The sequence below is a fragment of the Microcystis sp. M061S2 genome, from assembly GCF_020245605.1.
In the GTDB taxonomy this organism is placed as follows: domain Bacteria; phylum Cyanobacteriota; class Cyanobacteriia; order Cyanobacteriales; family Microcystaceae; genus Microcystis.
Window position 1 is genome coordinate 1 of sequence record NZ_JADBUP010000040.1, and the last position, 21,157, is coordinate 21,157.

Consider the following 21,157-nt stretch of genomic DNA (forward strand, 5'->3'; position numbering starts at 1 on the left):
CACGGCAGAAGTCGTCGACATGACAGAAAAGAGCTTCTAGACTAGACATAGATGGGTTGGGGGTGCTGAGTTTATATATTTTTCAGCTTACTAGCCCCCGCCTTTTCTTTCCTCCCTTATCCCGAACTGACGTTATTTAGTGATTTTATGCGATTTTATGCCTATTTTTCTCATTTTTGCCCTCTCAAAAATTAATTATGGAAGAACTCTAGTATAGACCTCGTTTCCACACAGAAACCAGAAGAGCCGAATAGATCAATGAATTACTTTTCATTCCCAGAAAAAGCGATTGATCAGATGCTTTGATCTTGTACGCACAAAAATGTATATATTGATGATATGGTCTTCGACTGGGACAACAATAAAAACCAAAGCAATCTCATCAAACACGGTATCAGTTTCGAGGAAGCGATCGCTATATTCGCTGATCCTTCTATCCTGACCTTTGAGGATACCCGATGCAACTATGGGGAAACGAGATTTGTTTCAATAGGGAAAATAACGCTTGCCACCCAAGAAAAGAAAGTGATCATCGTAGTTATTCATACTCAAAGAAATCAAAGCATTCGTCTCATATCAGCCAGAAAAGCCAATGAACGGGAGAGAAAACGCTATGAGCAACCCTGAATTTTCCCTTGATATGCCTCTTAAAGAGCGACAAGAGAAATTTATGCAAATGTCCGATGAGAATATTGATTATTCAGATATTCCTCCCCTAGATGATGAATTTTTCAAGAATGCTAAACTGGTCAAACCAAATCCACAAACAGAGCAAATTAGTATCAGGTTGGATTCAGAAATCCTTGAGTGGTTTAGGAATCATGCTCAAGAAAAGAGCTATCACGACCTAATTAATGATGTATTACGAACCTACGTCAAACATCAATCGCAATAGCCGATTATCTGCCGAGTAAAGAACCTCAAGAAGCGGTTATAAATGGCAATGATTATAATATCAATTGCAGTGGTTGCCTAAATTAAACCTCAAATGTCGGATTTTGCAAAAACTCCGAAACACCTTATATGCTACAATTCACAAGCTGCGGCGAGAGAAACTTCATTATTAGGTAAATAATAGTCGTCCTTTTGGTTCAGGAATGATTCGTTCTAGTTGTTTTGCAGTTTCAATCCATTCTTGAATAACAAGTTCAGCATTTTGTACAGCTTCTTGATAGGTTTCTCCATCTGCCATACATCCTGCTAATTCTGGAACTTCAACAATAAAAGCTTGATCTTCCTCACTCCAATAAATAATTAATTCATAGCGAATTTTCATCTTTCCCTCCTAATTTATATTTTAAAATTAGATTACGAATTTGTTTGATTTGATAAGTTATGTAGGTTGGGTTGAACAGAGTGAAACCCAACAATTATAGGCTTTGTGTTGGGTTTCGTGCCTCAACCCAACCTACTACTACTGAACCAGAGAACAAAGAATCATCATAACATTATTGATCATCTGGCAAAGCTAAAATTTCATCCCCAATTAAATCAGGTAAATTTTCGGTATGAACGTGCAAGTGAGTAATTGAGCCTATTAATTCTGCCAAAATATCCCCTTTTTGGTCATCAGTTAGGCTTGGTAATTTAAGCTGACTTAGTAAGAATAAAACCGCCTCGCATTCTTCACCTAATTCAGATAATAGAGTGACCAAGGTAGAGTTGACTTTCAAGGGTTTTTCAGTGTTTGAAATCATTGCTTATTTTCCTCTGTTTAATCGCTTTTCTGCTCTAGATAAACTTTTTTCTAAACCTTTAATTTCTCTTTCTCAGTAATTAATTAAGTTTTCATCGGGGGATTCTTTTTGTTCCTCATTGGCAATTTTTTGATGATGGATCAGAATTTGATAACGAATGCTTTCAACAGATTTACGAAATTTCTTTTTTGACAAGTATTTACTCCTAACTTGCGCTGGTTAATATCTATCGTAATTATAAACCATAGATTATGTAGGGGAAAATGGCATTTACCCTCCTGGGGTGACGGTGACAGGTATCGAATCGCTGAACCCCTGATAACCTCGTGTGGAAACGATGTAGGATCGGAGTTTGAAAAAACTGCCAAACGCTTTATATGCTACAATTCACAAGCCGCAACGCGAGAGGAGAATAGACTGTAATCTTGACCGGAGACTCGAAAAAAAATCCGATACAATATAGATTCCCCATCCACCCTGATCGGTCCTTGGATGTTGGATGCCTCCACCCTCTCCTGATCGACCACCCTTGTAGGCATAGGCAGGTGTCCTTTGGGTGCTGATGATAGTGCGTTTGTACTCCATATTAAATCGGAATATTCTTTCCAGTTTCCGTTGACTCGCCAGCCTATTGCGTCCCCAAAACGTTGCCACGCTTGACTATTATATTCGCCGATTCGGTTGCCTGTCTGCTTGTAGATAGCCAATTGTACGGAAAAGCCAAACTGGCCACCGGAAGCCGCTAACCACTCCCGATCGATCATCCGCAAATCCTCACAGGAAAACTTCTCGGCGGATTCGCTGTCTATCGAGCCTTCTTTTTCTCGTTTAGCGGCCGCCAGCATGAGATCCCAGGTTTTTTGATCCGCCTCTTTCCATTTCTTTTGTTGCAGGAGTTCTCGTAGCGTTGTATAGTCCACGCCAGTGGTTGAGGAGATGAGGGTCGATCGTGGTTGGGTAGGTGGTGTTGGTTTCGGTGGCGTAAGCACGGGAGGTGATGGACTGGGTTGGGGGGATACTACGGCTATAGATGAGCGAAAAACAATATCTCCCCGATTTAAGTTAACATCTAGAATCGTCCCAAATTGAGGATGTTGATTTCCCCTTGTTAAATTGGGAAGATGTTGCGTCAAATAAAGACCTAATTCACTTCCCGTTACATACCCATCTTTTGTATAATCAGCCTCCCCTTCTAATGCTCTCAAAAATAGCGGCGTAAATACACTTTTTGCAGGAACTTTTTCATTCGCATCACCAGCCGTTAAAAATTGCCTCACGGGTTTATTCATCACATCTCGGATATAAGCATTTCCCGCGTCCTCTCCATTAGATCTTTGTTTAAAAATCGTTCCCGAGAAACAACTATCAAACACAAATAAAACGTGCTTTGCCTCCATTTGAGTTGCCCAAGAATTAATCTGTTCCATTGACAATGCCGCTTTCAGAAAGCCCTGTTCATCAACAATCGGATCGGGTGCATCAACGGGAACTAAATATCCTTTGGTCTGCTGACGAGTGTAACCATGCCCTGCAAAAAAAATCACTAGACGATTATTCTGTCGATAACCATAATCATCGATAAAATCCTTGATCCCATTACTCAATTTAGTTCGATTGGGATTGGGAATTTCTCTAACCTGAAATCCTTGTTTTTGTAGTGCCGTTATGACCTCTTTCGCTTCATATTGAAGGTTATTTAATTTTCCCCAATTTTTATAATCTCCAGCCCAAATAACTAAAGCATGGCTTTCTTGATAAACAATAACTTCTTTCCCATTAGCATCTTTTACGATCAAGGAATTACGCTGAGCTTGTGCTATTTTTATACCCACAAGACTAGCTGTTATTCCCGTTAATGCCAAACATCCCCAAAAAGCCTTTTTCATTACCTTACTCCTTCCACATCATTTTATTAATGGGGTTAGTGCTTGGATGAGTTCGGTTGCCTTTGGATCGTTTTTTTCTCTAAAAATTATCTTGACTTCATTACCTTGATCGATAATAATTGTCCCTCGTTCTAAATTTGCGTTGTTTTCGATTAACAATTCTCCTTTTTTGTTTTTACGGACAATAACTCCTCCATATTTAGTATCTTTATAAATTTCTAATAAAGTTGTGGCAATCTGCCCCAAAGCAACTGCCCCAATTAAAATATAAATAAGGGGTAATCCCCGATCATCCGTTATCGTTGACTTGTCTGGAATGACTTGCCCTTCAAAGTTCAATTCTTCCCGAACAGTGTTCACCTGTTCTGCGGGAACGCGCCACTGAATGTTGACTGATTGACTTTCCTGCGCTGAAACGCTTTGGTTTGAGAATCGATGGAAAAAAAGGCTCAAAACCAAGCCAACCAAAAATTTGCGCCGTTTAATGATAGACATCAATACCACCTTAAGCTCGTCTTTTTTCTGATTTTAACAGTAGAATCGCCGATGGGAATGAATAACTTAATTTATGACTCCATTCGTCTCACCTGAGAAATTTCTAATTTCATATCTACCGAAAAAAGATTCCAGGTTGACCATTTCTGTGGCGATCGTTTATGAAAAAGATAATGGTGTTCAGCTAACCATTCTCAATGCTTCCCCGTCTCCACGGTAAAATAGACAATGCTAACCCTAGTCATGCAAGGCGTAAAATTTCCCAGATTTTCGGATATTCTCGCTAACTACTTTTGTATATCTTCATTGGCCCGAAAAATCGCTTCTTGACCATCACTAGAGGCCACAAAACCCATAAAAGCTTTGACTGCTTCACTAGCAGGTTCTTTGTAAACGTAGTAAAGGGTACGCTGCCAGGGATAATTAGGTTCACTGGCTGAAATTCCGTCCACAGCGAGCGCCCTGACGGTTTTTTGGTCGGCAATTTGGCTATAGGTTGCGTAACTAATGCCATTCAGTCCTAAAACTCGCAAAATTGGGGTGGTGGCATCCCTATCCATCATTTTAAAATTAGTTCCCCTACCAAATTCCCCCCCTTGCAGCACTTCCTGACGAAAACTTTGATAAGTGCCACTAATAGGAGGACGATTAATCACTTGAATAGTAGCAGCAGAACCGCCCACCTCCGACCAAGAGGTGATTTTTCCGGTAAAAATATCTTTAACTTGGGTAGTGGTTAACCCCCCCGCAAAGGGATTTTTTACCCCCACCACAACAGCGATCGCATCTCGAACGATCGGACTAGAAGCCAATCCCTGAGAGCGTTCCGACTCGGTTAAAGGTCGTGACACCGCCGCAATATCGATCGCCCCCCGGGCCAATTCCTCTAATCCCTTATCAGATCCTTGAGCATTTGTCAAGACCTCTACCCCCTGAAATTTGGCAGTTAAAGCGGCTTTTAAGGCTTGATTAATCTGTACCATACTGGTAGAGCCGTTAATGCGAATTGTCGTGCCACTGGGGATAGAAGTCGGTGGGGCAAAACTGACCACTCGCTGGGGTGAAGGGGGAGGGGGTAGGGGAGAGGAGGCACTTTCCGATGTTGGGGATTTTTGCGGACTTTTACCGCTGCCACAGAGAAAAAATTCTTTACCTGCAGCACATTGACTTTGCAGCCAGAAGTAACCCCCACCTAAAATGCCCGCAGTGGCTAAAAGAGCGATTATTAAAGCAGTTGTTTCGTTTTTTTGAGACATAATTATTCAGTGAGCGGTGATCCGTTAGGGTATTTGGGGATTTTTCGGTCAACAGTGAACAGTAAACAGTAATCGGGGAAAAGAAAGTTCCGAAGTTTTCAGCTAACACCTTCTACTTAAAACTGCAATCTGATCACTGATAAGGAATGAGGCTCTTCTGATTTCTGTGTGGAAACGAGGTCTATACTGATAGTTTCTTCCGCAAGATAGTCCTAAAAGTCTTGTCTGATAACTTTAGGCGAAGAGTCCTCTTAAATTGGCATTTTGCTACTAATTGATCATACTCAGTCTAGGAGAGCCATAATTTTTAATCCTTTTAATCTGAACTCATCGGCAACAGGCAGGGCCAATAAAGAGCAATCTGGCCCGCCTGCGGGGCGATAATATTCTGAAAATAATCCCTAGCCATCTCCAGTAAACCCTCGCTCATAGCTGACTAGCACAGTAAACCGCCCCCATCAGTCCCACTTGGGCATTAAGGACGATATTAACGGGAATATTGCTTAATAGCTCTGCCATCCGACCTTTAGCCCGAAAAGCCTTCATAAAGCTACCCTCGGTCATTAGGGGAAGATTTTTGGCCGCAATCCCCCCCGCGATGTATAATCCTCCGTAGGGAAGCAACTTGAGGGCTAAATTGCCCGCCTCCGCACCGTAGGCCTCGACAAAGATTTTCATGGTTTGATAACAGAGATAATCCGAGTTATCTTGGGCAAAACTGGCAATTTTAGCCGCTAAATCCACGGTTTTTTGCGGTTTACCCATTTCTGCTAACCAAGTGCGGTAAATTTCCGCCATGGCCGGTGATGACTGACTATAGTTACTATCGTGGAGAAATCGATAGATAGAAGTGATTCCAGGGCCAGAAACCACTCGCTCCACCGAAATTCGCTCGATATTATAGAGTTCCAAGAGATAATTTAATAGTTGATATTCTAAACTCGATCGAGGGGCAAAATCGGCGTGGGAACCCTCACTACCAAACACCCGATATGTACCCTTCGAGACAGGGATCAAAAAACCCTCTCCTAACCCAGTTCCCGCACCGATAACCGCAATCGGGGCCTCTGGTACTGCGGGGGCCGACTGTAGATTGTGCAGCTCCTCTGGGGCTAATCCTAACACCCCATAACCGATCGCCGCAAAATCATTAATTAATTTTACCCGCTCAATCTGCAGCTCGCGGCTTAGGCGATCGCCAGTTAGGGACCAACTTAAATTGGTCAATTCGGAACTATTGTTAACCACTGGACCGGCAATACCGAAACAAGCTTTTGCCACTGGGGGAATAGTGGTTTGTCGGGCCAAAAACTGCTGGACGATCGGCACCAGATCGGGGTATTGTTCACTAGGATAAATTTCTTGATCGAGAGTAATTAGCCGGGGTTGGGGACTATCCGATGAGTTTTGGCAATCCACTAAACGCAGGATTGTTTTAGTTCCCCCGATATCTCCCCCTAAAAGAATCGTCATGTTGGTTTTCCCTCAGTTTGTCCCCATAATTATAGTTTTTTTACCGCTTCTCCCCAGCAAATTTAAGGGCAGCCGATTCTATACTATAGTTAAAGATGATAATTCCTAAGCCCTAATTAAGGATTGATTAATCGTCGCTCCGGGGTTGGAATGGGGATTGGCTAGAGGACAGAAACAGGACTGAAAGACATTTTAGGTCTAACTGTAGCCTCAAGGCGATCGATAGGGCGGCAAAACCTATCACTGTCCCCATAACTTTTAAGATAGACCAGAGAGGGAGAAATTAGCTTGGGTGTAGAACTTCGCAGTTACGTTTATCTTGACAATTTACAGCTTCAACACGCTGCTTACATCGGTACAGTCGCCCAAGGATTTTTACCCTTACCCGGGGATGCTTCCCTCTGGATTGAAATTTCCCCCGGCATCGAGATTAATCGCATCACCGATATTGCCCTCAAATCCGCCGTGGTTCGTCCGGGGGTTCTATTCGTAGAACGACTCTACGGACTCTTAGAACTCCATTCTAGCAGTCAGGGAGAGGTCAGGGCGGCCGGTCAGGCAATTTTGCAGTATTTAGGCGTTAGTCAGCGCGATTGTCTGAAACCGCAAATTGTCTCCAGCCAAATTATTCGCAACATTGACGCTTACCAAGCCCAATTAATTAACCGTAGTTCTCGGGGTATGATGTTAATGGCAGGACAGACTTTATATGTTCTAGAAGTACAACCAGCCGCCTACGCTTCCCTAGCCGCTAATCAGGCCGAAAAAGCCGCTTTAATTAATATCCTACACGTTACTTCCGTGGGCAGTTTTGGCCGCTTATATTTAGGGGGAGAAGAACGAGATATTATCGCCGGTTCCCGAGCGGCAGTTTCAGCTTTAGAAAATATTCAAGGTCGAGCTTTTCCGGGTAGCGACAAAAAAGAATAAGCTAATGAAGGCAAAAGGCAGAGGGCAGGAGAAGGTATAGGATAGTGGGAAGTGGGAAGAAAGAAGAGAAAGTTTGAGCATTTGTACTAAATAGCTAAAAAGACGATTTACACTAAATCCTGTTATTAAAAACTGATTATTTATTCCCCCTTTTGCCTCTTGCCTCTTGCCTTTTGCCTGTCCTTATAAGTAACCTATACTCAACGGATTTAGTATTAGACCTATTGAGGAGATTCAAAAATTAGTTCGCCATTATTCATTTTTTCAACGACTAAATGGCGATAGAGTGTCACTTGCCGAAGGATTTGGTCGGGATTGTTTTTCTTGTTAGAAAACATGATCGTTTTAATCGATTCAAATTCTATTCTTGTGATCACACCATCTTCGATCGCTCGTTCAATTGTAACTCGTAAATATTCTAATTCTTGGCTTTCCTCTGGGGTAATTTCTAGACTGTTAGGACGTTCTATTTTCATTATCGATCGATTGTTCTTATCTGCTAACTGATAACTGGATAATCACGGCTATTTTTTCACACTTTTATGATCGCGCAGAGAGAGTTTCCGTCTGGTTAGAAACGACCAGATTATTATTTTGGCTGTGATTTTGCGGCAATTGTCCCGAGGCTAAATTCTGCCCCTCTCCCGTAATCAAACGAGCGCCACGACCGCGGGTAAAATAATTCCAACCCCATTGCACCATCACCACTAATTTATTATCAAATTCGATCAGATAGTAAATATGGGCCCAAACCCAGACTAACCAAGCGATGAACCCGGAAAACTTGACAAATCCCAAATCAACCACGGCCGCATTTTGGCCGATAACTGCCAGACTACCTCGATCGATATAATGAAAAGGTTGAATAGTTTGCCCTTTTAGGCGAGAAATTAATAAATTGGCCAGATATTCGCCCTCCTGCATGGCCACGGGGGCAATTCCGGGTAAAGGTTTATCTCCCTGATGGGCAAAATTAGCCAGATCCCCGATCACAAAAATATTGCCATAACCGGCGATACTTAAATCCGGTTCAACGATTACCCGGCCGACGCGATCAAGATTTACCCCAGTTCTTTCGGCCAAAATTCGCCCCATTCTCGATGCTTTGACCCCCGCTGCCCATAAAATTGTCTCGGCGGCGATTTCTGTCGTCTTTTCTCCCTGACGGACCGTGACACAACCTTCAACAATATTGGTAACGATGCTGTTAGTTTGCACTGTCACCCCTAATTTTATGAGAGAAGCGGCAGCTTTAGCGGATAAATCGGGTGAATATGGGGGTAATACCCGATCCATCCCTTCTAAGAGCAAAATTTTCGCTTCTGTGGGGTTAATCTGGTGGAAATCAGACCTAAGCGCACCGTGGGCAATTTCTGCGATCGCTCCTGCTAATTCTACCCCCGTCGGTCCGCCACCGACAATCACAAAAGTTAATAAAGCTTGCCGCTTTTCGGCATCGATTTCTTTCTCGGCCTTCTCGAAAGCGAGATAGATGCGACGACGCATTTCTACTGCGTCTTCAATGGTTTTTAACCCTGGAGCGTAGGGCTGCCATTGATCATTGCCAAAATAGTGATGACTGACTCCCGTGGCAATAACTAATTGATCGTAGGCGATTGGCGGGTGATCTTCCAAGATCACTTCTCCCTTGACCGGATCTATATCTATGGCATGATCGAGGAGAATATCTGTATTGTCATGACCCCGTAGGATTAAGCGCAAAGGTGAGGAGATATCGGCCGGAGACAGCGCCCCAGTAGCAACTTGATAGAGGAGGGGCTGAAAAAGATGGAAATTTCGCTTATCGATGAGGGTAACGTGAACGGGGGCGTTTTTTAGGGCTTTGGCCGTGTATAAACCCGCAAATCCGCCGCCGATGATAACAACTCTTGGCTGTTTTTCAGTCATTGCTTAACAATAATTCATAAATTTTCCCTAGTGTAGTCCGGATTGTCACAATTTAGCAGTGACAAGCGTTACCGAAAACAGTAGTCTTTAACCTAGAAAAAATATAAATCAGCGCTTTTTTGGCCAGCGCGGAAGGCAAAACCAAAAAAGTACAGGGACTCTGATCTGCTCGAAAAACTTGAAAAGACCGCTACGCCGTTTTACCTAAGTTTATGACCTGGGTTAACCAGGTGGGAACTTATATTCCGCGTTTCTGTTTCCGAGTACAAGCTCGGTTTACTACCACACGAATTGGTTATTCGCTCCCTTATCACAATCAAGCATAGATCAAAAAACTTGAAAGGCAGTCACCAACGTAGAAGCCCGATTTAGTTCGATCATAGCATTTTTTTTTCTCAGAGGCAAGAGGAGAATTATGAATTATGAATTATAAATTATGAATTATGAAGTGGGGAGGTGGGGAGGTGGGGGGTGGGGGGATGGGGAATTATGAATTATGAATTGGGGAAGTGGGGAGATGGGAGAATAAAGCTGCCTATTGCCTATTGCCTATTGCCTATTGCCTATTGCCTATTGCCTATTGCCTATTGCCTATTGCCTATTGCCTATTGCCTCCTGAATCCTAACACCCAACACCTGATCTTGTTTGCTCTCTGAAAGTCTGGGACTACAATAGAGAAAAGTGACAATTTTTGCCAGAGTGATTACCGAGGACTAATAAAGAATGACGGCTATCCTAGGGAAACCTGCCACGCTCAACACTCCGATTCTGCACCGTCTTGCCAATGGTTTAACGATTATTGCCGAAAGTCAACCGGTAGAAGCGGTTAATCTCAATGTCTGGCTGCAGGTCGGCTCGGCCTTAGAATCGGATCAGATCAATGGGATGGCTCATTTTCTTGAACACATGGTCTTTAAGGGAACCCCTAACTTAGACAGTGGCGAATTTGAACGGGCGATCGAATCGAGGGGAGCGGTGACTAATGCCGCTACTAGCCAAGAATACACCCATTATTACATTACCACTGCCCCGCGGGACTTCGCCCATCTGGCCCCGCTGCAGCTAGAAGTGGTTTTAGAAGCTTTAATTCCCGATGAAGCTTTTGAGCGGGAAAGACAGGTTATTTTAGAAGAAATTCGTCGTTCTCAGGATAATCCCCGTCGTCGCACTTTTTATCGCACCATGGAGACCTGTTTTCAAGTTTTACCCTATCGTCGTCCGGTGTTGGGTCCGACGGCAGTGATTGAAAATCTTACTCCTCAACAAATGCGCGATTTTCATCGGACTTGGTATCGTCCCGAATGGATGACGGTGGCAGTGGTGGGTAATTTGCCTGTAGATGATTTAATGGCTATTGTGAGCGATTCTTTAGATACTTTAGGCATTAAGGGCAATTCTGGGCTGATTTCCCATCCTATCGCCAATCTACAGCCCGAAGCTCCTTTTAACGAGATTATCCGTCAAGAATACGAGGATGAAAATTTGCAGCAGGCCCGCTTAATCCTATTTTGGAAAGTGCCGGGGTTGAGAGACTTAGAAAAAACCTATCCTCTCGATGTTTTAGCGGCTATTCTGGGTCAGGGCAAGGTATCGCGATTATTTCAGTCTCTGCGCCAAGAAAAGGGCTTAGTTTCCCAAATAACTGCCAGTAATATGTCCCAAGCAGTGCAAGGAGTGTTTTCCGTGTCGGCCCAATTAGCCTCGGAAAATATCGAGCAAGTGGAGAGGGAGGCCATAGCACAGATTAGACAAATCCAACAGGAAGCTGTGACAGTTTCTGAACTGGAACGAGTTAAAACCCAAGTGGCCAATCGGTTTATTTTTAGCAATGAAAGACCGAGCGATCGAGCTAACCTTTACGGTTATTATCATACTCAGATCGGTGATTTACAACCGGCTTTTTGTTATCCCCAACACATTGAAGCCCTCACTTTAGAGGATATTCAAAATGCCTGTCAAGAGTATTTAAATCCCCACGCTTACGGTGTGGTGGTGGTAAGACCAATTCAGTAATCAGTAAACAACCTATGTGGACTCAAATTGCTCGACATATTACCCAAACCACGGAAAAACCCTTTGAAATCGAGAAAAGTCGTCCCGTTAGTGGTGGCTGTATCAATCAGGGTTATGCCGTTAGTGGCAATGGTTTAATTTATTTCGTTAAGATTAACCAAGCGAACCAAGAGGCCATGTTTGCCGCCGAAGCTTTAGGATTAAAGCAAATTCACGCTACCAAGACTATCAGGGTTCCGGAGCCAATTTGTTGGGGAATTGCCGATAAATCTAGTTATTTAGTGCTAGAGTGGCTAGAATTCGGCGGTGGCGATAGTCAAAGCTGGGAAAAAATGGGGCGAAATTTAGCTCATTTACATCAAGTTTCCCTGTCTGATCGCTTTGGTTGGCAGTGTAATAATACCATTGGTTCTACTCCCCAGATCAATACCATTAGTAACAATTGGGCGGATTTTTTCGCTCATCAGCGTATTGGCTATCAATTAAGACTTGCGAAGGAGCGCGGGGGTAATTTTCCCGACGAGGATCAAGTTATTCCCGCTATTAGCGAGATTTTGAGTCAGCATCAACCCCATCCCTCCCTCGTCCATGGTGATTTGTGGTCGGGAAATGCGGCCATTACCGTCGATGGGGAACCGGTAATTTTAGACCCGGCCACCTATTGGGGAGACCGCGAGGTAGATTTAGCCATGACGGAACTTTTTGGCGGTTTTCCGGCGGCTTTTTATCGGGGTTATAACGATGTTTTCCCCCTCGATGCCGGTTATCAACAGCGCAAAACTCTTTACAATCTCTACCACATTCTCAATCACTTTAATTTATTTGGTGGTGGTTACGCTTCCCAGGCCAATCGGATGTTACAGGAAATTCTTTAAGGGTTTTACTTGTGAATCTTTACCGAGGATAAATTATGTCTATTCGAGAAAATACTGTGATGAAAACTCCAGAGACAAAAGTATGGACTGATGCAGAATTTATGGCGTTACCTGACGATGGTAATCGTTACGAATTGGTCAAGGGAGAGTTAGTTAATCTGGGCAATTCTGGGGCTTTACACGGTTATATTGCCATTATTTTAAGTGCTGCTTTATTCGCTTTAGTCACATCTCGAAAACTATGGGTATTATTGGAATCCAGCACTGCTTTTACTATGAAAAATGGCAATAAACGTTCTCCTGATATAGCTTTTTTTGCTAAGAAACGTCTGCAAGGATTGGAAGAATTGCCGACGGGTTTTTTAGAAGGTGGTCCCGATTTAGTGGTAGAAATTCTCTCTCCTGGCAATACAGTGGCAGAAATCGAGGACAAAATTGCCGAGTATTTTGCCAATGGGACTCGTTTGCTCTGGGTTATCAGTCCAGGTCAACACTATGTCTTAGTTTATCGTTCCGGGTACGAACCGCAGGAATTATTAACATCAGCAGATTTTTTGGAGGGGGAAGAGGTGGTTCCGGGGTTCACTTTTCCCGTGGCTGATTTGTTTCAAAAACTATCTTTGTGACTCTTTCTTCTCAACAAATCGGCTAATAAATCGGCACTGTCACTAATAGCTAGATGAGAAGCTTGTTGGGCCATGGCGGCCAATTTTTCGGGGTTAGACCATAAATGGAGGACTAATTCGCTTAAAAACTGAGCAGTTAACTCATTTTGACGGTAAAGATAAGCGGCTTGAGCTTCAGCGAAAACTTGGGCATTATAGAACTGATGGTCTTCGGCGGCAAAAGGATAGGGAATTAAAATCGAAGGCGTACAAGTGATCGCTAATTCCGTTAAAGTGCCGGCACCGGAGCGACTGATAGCCAGATTAGCTCTTTGCCATAGTCCCGCCATGTTGTTGTAAAAAGGCCGGGAAAAATAGTTAGAATGGCGCAAACTATCCGCTTCGGGGTCGTTTTCTCCCGTGAGATGCACGATATAAATGCCTTTTTCTAACCATTGGGGAGCACTTTGTCGCACAAGTTGATTAAGAGCCACGGCCCCTTGAGAACCACCGGCAACGACAATTAAAAAAGCATCCTCTGGAATCGGTAAATCTAGGGACTGGGGAATGAGAAACTGCTCGCGTACTGGTGTACTAACCCAAGTGGTGCGAGTGCCGGGTAAATAGCTGGCGGTTCCCTGAAAACCGAGGGCAACCGTATCGCACCAGCGACCGAGAACTTTCGTGACTTTGCCCGGTATGTAGTTAGATTCGTGTAGGATGACGGGAATATTGGCTAAACGAGCCGCTAAAATGGTCGGGCCGGCGATATAACCCCCGGTGGTAAAAACTGCCGCTATCTGACGTTTTTTGATTAAACTACGCACCTGCCAAATGGCCCGCAGTTGACCGAACAGAATCTTGAGAGTTTTTAACCCCAAACGGGTTTGAAATCCCTCAATGGGGATGGTGTGCAGGGGATAGGTTTTTGGAACTAAGGACTGTTCCAGACGGTCTGGAACTCCTAACCATTCAATCTCATAATCTGGCAAGCGCTCGGCCAGGGCCAAGGCGGGAAATAAATGACCACCAGTACCACTAGCGGCAATCAATAGACGGGTTGGAGTGCGTGCCATAATTCGAGAGAGGGTAAATTCAGTCCTAGAATGAAATAATCTACCATAGTTATCGATCCTTACACAAACTATCACTAATGCGTAACTTGAACACGATTCCCAATAAATTTTTTCGTCAATCTCTCAATTTTTCCCTATCGTTGCTGTTAGGTTTGGGTTTAACTTTCACCCTTGCCACCGGTTTGCGGGCCGAAAAGCCAGAAACTGCTCCGGCTAATTTAAAAACCCTTATCTCCAAAATCGAAACGGCCGCTAATGAGCGAGATATCAAGCAATTAATGGAGTTTTATAGTCCGAAATTTACTAACTCCGATGGCTTGACCTACGAAAAAACTAAAAAGGCTTTAACTCATTTTTGGGAACGTTATAACAATCTACAATACACCACGACTCTCGAATCTTGGAGTCGTTCTGGTGATAAGTTAACGGCCAATACAATTACTAAAATTACCGGGACGGGAAAGGTGCAGGGACGAGTGGTGAGAATGAATGCTACTATTCGTTCTCGTCAACAATTTCAAGGTAATAAACTGGTTTATCAGGAGATTTTAAGCGAGAGAGTTGAGTTAAGCACCGGCAAAAATCCCCCCAGTATTCAAGTGAGAATTCCGGAAAGGGTGAAAGTGGGTGAAGAATTTGATTTTGATGTGATTGTCCGCGAACCTTTAGGGGATGATTTATTGGCCGGAACGGCGATCGATGAAAAAGTAGATATTGAGCGCTATATTAATACAAAGCCTCTAGAATTGGAATTATTACAGTCCGGCGGTTTATTTAAGCGGGTAAAAGCGCCGGCAACACCGGAAAATCGTTGGTTATCGGCGATTTTAATCCAAGGAGATGGGATTGTTGTCGTTACTCAACGGGTTAAGGTAGAAAAGTAATTTTTATCTAAGTAGGGTTTGCTGAAAAAGCTTGTTGGTGGGGTGTGGGGTGTAGGGTGTAGGGTTTTATTCCCCCCTTTCACTCCAAGGGCTGGCACTTTCAGGCAATTTAATCCTTATTTTTGCCGTTTTTGAACCCTCAAAAATTAATTATGCAAGAGGTTTAATAAATACTCTGATTAAGCATAGAGGTGGGAAACATCGCTCGTCCATACTTTAAATTTTGTTAAATTTACTTGACCAAAAGAAGTTGTTAGGGAAGCATCCACGGCATCTAAGCCGCGAGTCATTAAAATCCGCCCGATTCTGGGGGTGTTATGACGAGCATCAAAGGTGTACCATTGATGGTCTAAATAAACTTCAAACCAAGCACTAAAATCCATCGGTAGAGGTTGGGGAGAAATACCGATATCTCCGAGATATCCAGAGGCATAACGGGCGGGAATATTTAAACAACGGCAAAAAGTCAAAGCTAGATGGTTAAAATCGCGACAAACCCCCGTTCTTTCCCGATAGACATCATAGGCGGTTTTCGTCACCCGCGCGTATTCGTAACCAAAACGAATGTGACTATGAACCCAATCACAAACCGCTTGTACCCTTGCCCAACCGGGGGGAGTTTGTCCGAAAAGTTCCCAGGCAATTTCCGAAAGCAAATCTACTTCACAATAACGGCTACTCATTAGGTAGGGAAAAACTTGGGTTGGTAACTCTGCTAAAGGAATTTCTTGGGCATTCCAATTAACGATGTCGGGTTGCCATTCATTCTCGATAACTGCTTCATTGTGAATGCGAATCTGTCCGTCGGGTAAAATTAGACGACTGGTTCGATTACCGAAGCTATCTAAAAATTCTTCTATTTTTGTTGCTGGTTCCACCTGCAAATTTTCCGATTGTCTAACTTGATTTAAAATTGAGGGGTGTAGATAAAGTTTTAACAACATGACCACGGGTAAGGGTGCATCAAAGCCAAATTCATAACCAACATGGATTAACATTAGGACTCCTATCTAAATGAAATTTTGTCAGGATTGGTAGAGATGAAACGCCAATAATCGCCAGATTGAAAAAAGTTAGGCCCGACTACTTAGTTAAAAGTTTGGGGAGAAAGTAATAGCCAGGCTGAAAACCGATAAGCTTTGTACAGAGTTACTTTTATTATAAACCGCCTCAACTAAAAGCTTTGTAACTTTGAAGACAAGCCATCGGGAGGATTAGCTCTATCGAAAAGAGTCTGGGGTGGATGGTTCCTCTAAGAGACGGATTTCAATAGGGATGTAGGCCAGTTTAGCAAAAATCTTTTGTTGATAACTGACAGGCCACCATTCGTAAAGAAAAATTTCTAAAGGTCGCCAGAGGGCCACCCAACCACTAATTAATAATCCTTCTTCTAAGAAGTGAATAAATGTATCGGTGCCGAAACGACTAATTAATTCGCTGAGACTCAAACAAACAAAAAGAAAGGAGAGACCAATTAGCAAAGATATGCGTCCCTGTCGCCAAATTGTGCGTAATTTTCTTTGTTCTCCCTGTTGGCGATAGTCAAAATAATTATGTAAAGCTGAGGGTAACAGATGTCGGGCGGTATTCTGTTCGTTACTGGGAAGATAAAAGACTAATTTAAGGGGGGTATTTAGGGGGAATTCATCCACAGAGTTAATAATATAATTTTCGGCGTTATCGTCTAAATCTCTATCTAAAAATGGCGAAGGATCGAGAGAATTAAAGACTTGCTGTAACTGATTAAGTTTAATTTCAATTAAGTAAGTTCCTTCCTCCTCTCGATAATAGGATTGTAATTTATTTACCAGTCTAGACATTAGTTATTAAGGTTAAGCAAATGTGGTAAACTGACACAACTAAAATCTACTACCAGAAGTTACTTTATCTTGCTCATACAGGCTGAGAATTGAGCTATCTCTGAGAATATTTTAGCTGTATCAGTCCCAGATCATTAATTTAATTTATCGACCAAAACCAGCGTACCAAAAATAGGTAACCATCGGGATTACTGTGGCTAAAACCAGTAAAACTATCACCCAAATCGTGGCGTTTTTATCGTCAGTTTCTTCTGCGGTAGTAAAAGTACTTTCGATATTAATTGTCGCTACTTCCGGCGGTCCGGGATCCGCTTCTCCAGAAAGTACCGCCGTTAGACGACGACTAGCATCGAGTAAAGCTTGATTATATTTTCCCCCATCTTTGAGGGGAACTGCCATAGTTTCCGAGAGGATACTATCGGCAATAGCATCGGTTAATAGGGGTTTTGCTTCCTCCCCAACCCGCATAGCAGTTTTATTGGTTAAAGTATCAAGGACGATGATAGTTTGATTGGCACGATCTTCGGAGTTAGGATACCATTCTCTCAGGATATCATCGGCTAAATTGTCAATTTTTTGACCGTAATCCAAGCGCCGGACTACCACCATTCTCACTTCCTGTCCGGTTTTTTCGGCGAGATTTTTCAGATCTTTATTTAATTTTCCTTCGTTAGCGGCACTAATGGCCGCAACGGGATCGACCACATAAGTGGGCGCTCCGGGGTTTAAAATGGGGAGGTCATAGACTCCCATGGCAGCAGCCGGTGATAGGGAAACACCCAAGGCTACACAGCAGGAGAGAAGGAGAGAAGCTAATAATTTGAGCATATTGATTCGGTAAAATTCCTATAGAACATAATAGGGGAAAAGTTTACTGTTTTTTGAGTCGGGAGACGGGAAGTGGGGAAGTGGGGAAGTGGGGAAGTGGGGAAGTGGGGAAGTGGGGTGATGGGGAAATTCAACTAATACCCTCAAACCCTAAAACCCCAACACCCAAACCCTTTTAACTGATAACTGATAACTGATAACTGATAACTGATTATGAGTGATTTTGAGGAACTAGAGTCTAAAAAACGGGAAAAAGCCCTAGAAATGCAGGCCTATCGCGATAATTTGCTCTCACGGGTGACAAGATTACTAATTTCTCAAGATATCCACTTGGCGATCGATCATACCCTAGAACTGCTCTGTCAATTTACCCAGAGTGCGCGCTGTTACATTATTCAATATTCCACCTGTCGTCAGCAGTGGAGTATGGTTTATGAATACTGTCACCCCGACTATCCGCAAGTTATCCCGATTCGGGAACAATCACAAAATCTCTCGACGGAAACCTTTCCCTGGTTTTCTGAACAATTATTAAACGGTATTCCAGTTAAACTGAACTCTTTAGACGATTTACCCGCTACTGCTATCCCTGAAAGAACTATTCTCGCTCATAGTTCTACTCCCTGTCTCTTAATCGTTCCCATGTGGGATAGTTGCGGGGTAACGGTGGGTTATCTGGGATTGGATGCAAGTACAGAAAAGCAATGGACAAGGGAAGATGTCACCTTTGTCCGGTTGCTGGGAGAATTAATTGCGATCACACAAAGTAGATATGAAGCGGAAAAAGGATTAAAAGAGGCTAAAGAAGCGGCAGTTAAGGCAAATAAAGCTAAAAGTGAGTTTCTAGCTAACATGAGCCACGAATTACGCACTCCTCTTAATGCTATCTTGGGTTTTACTCGCTTAATATCCCGGGATAGCAGCATCAGCAGTGAATATCGCCAATATTTGGAAATTGTCAATCGTAGCGGAGAACATTTATTAGAGTTAATCAACGATATTCTAGAAATGTCGAAGATAGAAGCGGGAAGAACGGTTTTTAATCCTAGTAATTTCGATTTATACGCTCTTTTAGATAATATTGCCGAAATGCTCCGCCCACAAGCGCAGGCAAAAGCTTTAAGCTTAATTTTTGATCGCAGCTCCGATCTGCCTCAATATATATGTACTGATGAAAGTAAATTGCGACAGGTGTTAATCAATCTCTTGGGTAACGGATTGAAGTTTACTGAGTTAGGAGGGGTGACTCTCCGGGTAAAATTAGGGGAGAAAAGAGAAGATTATCAGCGATTGCTCTGGGAAATTGAAGATACAGGCCTAGGAATCGCTCCAGAGGAGATTTATAAGCTATTTCAACCCTTTAACCAAACAGAAACGGGACGAAAATCCCAACAGGGGACAGGATTGGGTTTACCTATCAGTAAAAAATTTGTTGAGTTGATGGGGGGTGCGATCGGAGTTAGTAGTATTCTGGGTCAAGGAAGTATTTTTAGTTTTGATATTCAGGTGGGTTTGGTGGGGGAAAATGAGATTAAAACCGAAACCAATAGGGCAAAAGTTATCGCTTTAGCGGAAAATCAGCCTAAATATCGCATATTAGTCGTCGATGATCGACCGGAAAGCCGTTTGCTGTTGCTGAAACTCCTGACTACCCTAGGATTATCCGTGCAAGAGGCCGCTAATGGTCAAGAAGCGATCGCAATTTGGCAAGCATGGCAACCGCATCTTATCTGGATGGATATGAGAATGCCAGTAAAGGACGGTTACGAAGCAACTAGGGAAATTCGGCGGTTAGAGGCTGATAATCGCGGAAAAACGGTAATAATTGCCCTAACTGCCAGTGCTTTTGAAGAGGATCGCGCTCTGGTTATTGCCGCCGGTTGTGATGATTTCGTGCGTAAACCTTTCCGAGAGGAAGTTATTTGGCAAAAAATGGGCGAATATTTAGGATTAAAATATATTTATGCCGATAATGAGCCAAATCAGCCCAATTATTCGCCAGTTTTCCTCGATTCCCTGCAATCCCTATTAAAATTAATCAGTCCCGACTGGATTAGACAATTGCAACAAGCGGCACGAGAATGTGATGATGAAAAAATTATCGCCCTAACCGCAGAAATTCCCCCCGATTATGCTACCCTTGCCCAAGGTTTACAACAGTTAGCCGGAGAATTTTCCTTTGATGCGATCGAAACCATAATTAAAGATTTAAACATATCTTAAGAGAGTATTTTATCCATACCTCAAAAACGTGATATTCTAAAGGCATAAATCTCTAAATATGGCAATTTTAAAGGATGAAACTGTTAAAAACGCTCATCGGTACTTTCTTAATACTACCGATTTTTTCCGTTCATGCTCAAGTCCCCTCGCTGCCCCCAATTAAGCAAAATTCCCCCAATCTTGGTGATCTACCGAATGATCCCACCCAGCAGAAAAATTGGGTTTGTAACCAAGGAGATCAACGCATTGCCGTGGCTGCCAAAGAAGAGAAAAGTTGGAAAGAATTAATTGAAAAACAAGGTTGGCAATGTCGTGAGGGAAATACCGACATACCCGATAAAACTCTCGGCTTTTCCTGTGAACCAGAACAAACCCTCGGCCTCTTGACAGTTTACTGGTTAAATGGTAGTAATGGTCAACAACAATTAAGCCAATGGCGAGATAAATTAGCAGCACAACAGGGGATGGTTTGTACCATCAATAACGTGCAGTTATTCGATACTCAAGAAAATATACCCAACCCATCAAAACCATGATTAAATTAGCAATTTTACCTCAGTCTATTCTCCTGGGTATCAGTTTATTATTAAATAATTCTCTGCCCTTACTTGCCCAATCTACACCCCTGAGCGTCGATAATTTAAGAAATACCGTCTATAACATTCCTAATCGGGGTTCCGTAATTGTCAGCGATGGTATTTTTCAATCCAATGAGGGACCGATTTTAGGAGTGCAAGTCAGCCGAGAAGCTTTGATGGGGGACTATAATAATGATCAAAGGACTGATGGTATTGTCGTCTTAAGAGTGATTACCAGAGAGCAACAGCAATTACATTATTTAGCCCTAGTGATCGATAATAACGGTAGTGCCACTAACACCGATACTGTCCTGTTAGCCGATCGAGTAATTGTCGATAATCTTAGCACTAAAGATGGTATGATCACCGTCAACATGAGAAGATTTCTCCCCCGGGATCCTTCCTGTTGTCCGTCGGGAGTCATTACCCAACAATTTGCGATTAATTCTAGTATTAATCAATTGACTTTACTGAGTACCAACGAAAGTCAACCCACCACCCCAAATGTGCAGGTAATACCCAGTTCTCCCCTGAGAATTAATAATAATAATCTCCCCTTTCAACCTCCCGCTGGGGCCATCCAAATCCGCTTTTAACCTTGTTTTTGGT

General features: G+C 43.0%; 23 protein-coding genes and 1 other RNA gene. 10 read left to right on the forward strand and 14 right to left on the reverse strand.

Going from position 1 to position 21,157, the window contains the following annotated elements; genetic code table 11:
* Positions 1-339: 339 nt before the first annotated feature.
* Positions 340-627: a BrnT family toxin gene (locus IM475_RS07295; RefSeq protein ID WP_159251446.1), complete on the forward strand. Its 288-nt coding sequence runs from the start codon at positions 340-342 to the stop codon at positions 625-627.
* Entirely contained in the window at positions 614-895 is a 282-nt protein-coding gene (locus IM475_RS07300; RefSeq protein ID WP_002802832.1) for a BrnA antitoxin family protein, read from the forward strand. The genes IM475_RS07295 and IM475_RS07300 overlap by 14 nt, the downstream gene beginning before the upstream one ends.
* A 168-nt stretch (positions 896-1,063) precedes the next feature.
* On the opposite strand, the gene IM475_RS07305 is transcribed toward IM475_RS07300, so the two are convergent.
* The 7 genes from IM475_RS07305 to IM475_RS07335 form a co-directional block, all read right to left on the reverse strand.
* Positions 1,064-1,276, reverse strand: a complete 213-nt coding sequence (locus IM475_RS07305; protein WP_002765615.1) for a type II toxin-antitoxin system HicB family antitoxin — start codon at positions 1,274-1,276, stop codon at positions 1,064-1,066.
* Positions 1,277-1,448: 172 nt separating this feature from the next.
* Positions 1,449-1,697: a hypothetical protein gene (locus tag IM475_RS07310; protein ID WP_287727150.1), complete on the reverse strand. Its 249-nt coding sequence runs from the start codon at positions 1,695-1,697 to the stop codon at positions 1,449-1,451.
* A gap of 72 nt (positions 1,698-1,769) precedes the next feature.
* Entirely contained in the window at positions 1,770-1,892 is a 123-nt protein-coding gene (locus IM475_RS07315; protein WP_255520686.1) for a hypothetical protein, read from the reverse strand.
* 185 nt (positions 1,893-2,077) lie between these two features.
* The gene (locus IM475_RS07320) at positions 2,078-3,583 is read right to left on the reverse strand and encodes a GUN4 domain-containing protein (RefSeq protein WP_287727151.1); all 1,506 of its coding nucleotides are present in this window, start codon (positions 3,581-3,583) and stop codon (positions 2,078-2,080) included.
* A gap of 18 nt (positions 3,584-3,601) precedes the next feature.
* Positions 3,602-4,078: a hypothetical protein gene (locus IM475_RS07325; protein WP_061432093.1), complete on the reverse strand. Its 477-nt coding sequence runs from the start codon at positions 4,076-4,078 to the stop codon at positions 3,602-3,604.
* 287 nt (positions 4,079-4,365) lie between these two features.
* Entirely contained in the window at positions 4,366-5,334 is a 969-nt protein-coding gene (locus tag IM475_RS07330) for a phosphate ABC transporter substrate-binding protein (RefSeq protein WP_287727152.1), read from the reverse strand.
* A 426-nt stretch (positions 5,335-5,760) separates the two neighbouring features.
* The gene (locus IM475_RS07335; protein WP_287727153.1) at positions 5,761-6,807 is read right to left on the reverse strand and encodes a glucokinase; all 1,047 of its coding nucleotides are present in this window, start codon (positions 6,805-6,807) and stop codon (positions 5,761-5,763) included.
* 288 nt (positions 6,808-7,095) lie between these two features.
* Here IM475_RS07335 and ccmP point away from each other — a divergent pair, with 288 nt between their 5' ends.
* Positions 7,096-7,737, forward strand: a complete 642-nt coding sequence (gene ccmP / locus IM475_RS07340; RefSeq protein WP_002766539.1) for a beta-carboxysome protein CcmP — start codon at positions 7,096-7,098, stop codon at positions 7,735-7,737.
* 221 nt (positions 7,738-7,958) lie between these two features.
* Here the strand turns inward: ccmP and IM475_RS07345 are convergent, their stop codons facing one another.
* From IM475_RS07345 to ssrS, 3 genes are all read right to left on the reverse strand, one after another.
* Positions 7,959-8,213 (reverse strand): hypothetical protein, encoded by a 255-nt coding sequence (locus tag IM475_RS07345; protein WP_287727154.1) that lies wholly within the window; start codon positions 8,211-8,213, stop codon positions 7,959-7,961.
* Positions 8,214-8,277: 64 nt separating this feature from the next.
* A complete protein-coding gene (locus IM475_RS07350; protein ID WP_287727155.1) occupies positions 8,278-9,645 on the reverse strand; it encodes an NAD(P)/FAD-dependent oxidoreductase in 1,368 nt (455 codons plus the stop codon).
* A gap of 180 nt (positions 9,646-9,825) precedes the next feature.
* Positions 9,826-10,013: non-coding RNA, 6S RNA (ssrS, locus tag IM475_RS07355), on the reverse strand.
* Between the two features lie 356 nt (positions 10,014-10,369).
* On the opposite strand from ssrS, the gene IM475_RS07360 reads away from it, so the two are divergent.
* Genes IM475_RS07360 through IM475_RS07370 form a run of 3 tightly spaced genes read left to right on the forward strand, consistent with a single transcriptional unit; the run spans position 10,370 to position 13,160 of the window.
* The gene (locus IM475_RS07360) at positions 10,370-11,659 is read left to right on the forward strand and encodes a M16 family metallopeptidase (RefSeq protein WP_287727156.1); all 1,290 of its coding nucleotides are present in this window, start codon (positions 10,370-10,372) and stop codon (positions 11,657-11,659) included.
* A gap of 14 nt (positions 11,660-11,673) precedes the next feature.
* The gene (locus IM475_RS07365; protein ID WP_287727157.1) at positions 11,674-12,534 is read left to right on the forward strand and encodes a fructosamine kinase family protein; all 861 of its coding nucleotides are present in this window, start codon (positions 11,674-11,676) and stop codon (positions 12,532-12,534) included.
* A 35-nt stretch (positions 12,535-12,569) separates the two neighbouring features.
* Positions 12,570-13,160, forward strand: coding sequence for a Uma2 family endonuclease (locus IM475_RS07370; RefSeq protein ID WP_287727158.1), 591 nt, complete (start codon positions 12,570-12,572; stop codon positions 13,158-13,160).
* Here IM475_RS07370 and murG read toward each other — a convergent pair.
* Entirely contained in the window at positions 13,142-14,215 is a 1,074-nt protein-coding gene (gene murG / locus IM475_RS07375) for an undecaprenyldiphospho-muramoylpentapeptide beta-N-acetylglucosaminyltransferase (RefSeq protein ID WP_287727159.1), read from the reverse strand. The genes IM475_RS07370 and murG overlap by 19 nt on opposite strands.
* 77 nt (positions 14,216-14,292) lie before the next feature.
* On the opposite strand from murG, the gene IM475_RS07380 reads away from it, so the two are divergent.
* Complete coding sequence (locus IM475_RS07380) at positions 14,293-15,099, forward strand: DUF8623 domain-containing protein (protein ID WP_287727160.1); 807 nt, start codon at positions 14,293-14,295, stop codon at positions 15,097-15,099.
* 179 nt (positions 15,100-15,278) lie between these two features.
* On the opposite strand, the gene IM475_RS07385 is transcribed toward IM475_RS07380, so the two are convergent.
* From IM475_RS07385 to psb32, 3 genes are all read right to left on the reverse strand, one after another.
* A complete protein-coding gene (locus tag IM475_RS07385) occupies positions 15,279-16,097 on the reverse strand; it encodes a transglutaminase-like domain-containing protein (protein ID WP_287727161.1) in 819 nt (272 codons plus the stop codon).
* A 222-nt stretch (positions 16,098-16,319) separates the two neighbouring features.
* Positions 16,320-16,919 (reverse strand): hypothetical protein, encoded by a 600-nt coding sequence (locus IM475_RS07390; protein ID WP_061433132.1) that lies wholly within the window; start codon positions 16,917-16,919, stop codon positions 16,320-16,322.
* Between the two features lie 144 nt (positions 16,920-17,063).
* Positions 17,064-17,747, reverse strand: a complete 684-nt coding sequence (gene psb32 / locus IM475_RS07395; RefSeq protein WP_287657498.1) for a photosystem II repair protein Psb32 — start codon at positions 17,745-17,747, stop codon at positions 17,064-17,066.
* 213 nt (positions 17,748-17,960) lie between these two features.
* Here psb32 and IM475_RS07400 point away from each other — a divergent pair, with 213 nt between their 5' ends.
* The 3 genes from IM475_RS07400 (at position 17,961) to IM475_RS07410 (ending at position 21,144) form a co-directional block, all read left to right on the forward strand.
* Entirely contained in the window at positions 17,961-19,970 is a 2,010-nt protein-coding gene (locus tag IM475_RS07400; protein WP_287727162.1) for an ATP-binding protein, read from the forward strand.
* Positions 19,971-20,044: 74 nt separating this feature from the next.
* Entirely contained in the window at positions 20,045-20,506 is a 462-nt protein-coding gene (locus IM475_RS07405) for a hypothetical protein (protein ID WP_287657495.1), read from the forward strand.
* On the forward strand, positions 20,503-21,144 hold the full coding sequence (locus IM475_RS07410; RefSeq protein WP_287657493.1) for a hypothetical protein: 642 nt from the start codon (positions 20,503-20,505) through the stop codon (positions 21,142-21,144). The genes IM475_RS07405 and IM475_RS07410 overlap by 4 nt, the downstream gene beginning before the upstream one ends.
* Positions 21,145-21,157: the final 13 nt, after the last annotated feature.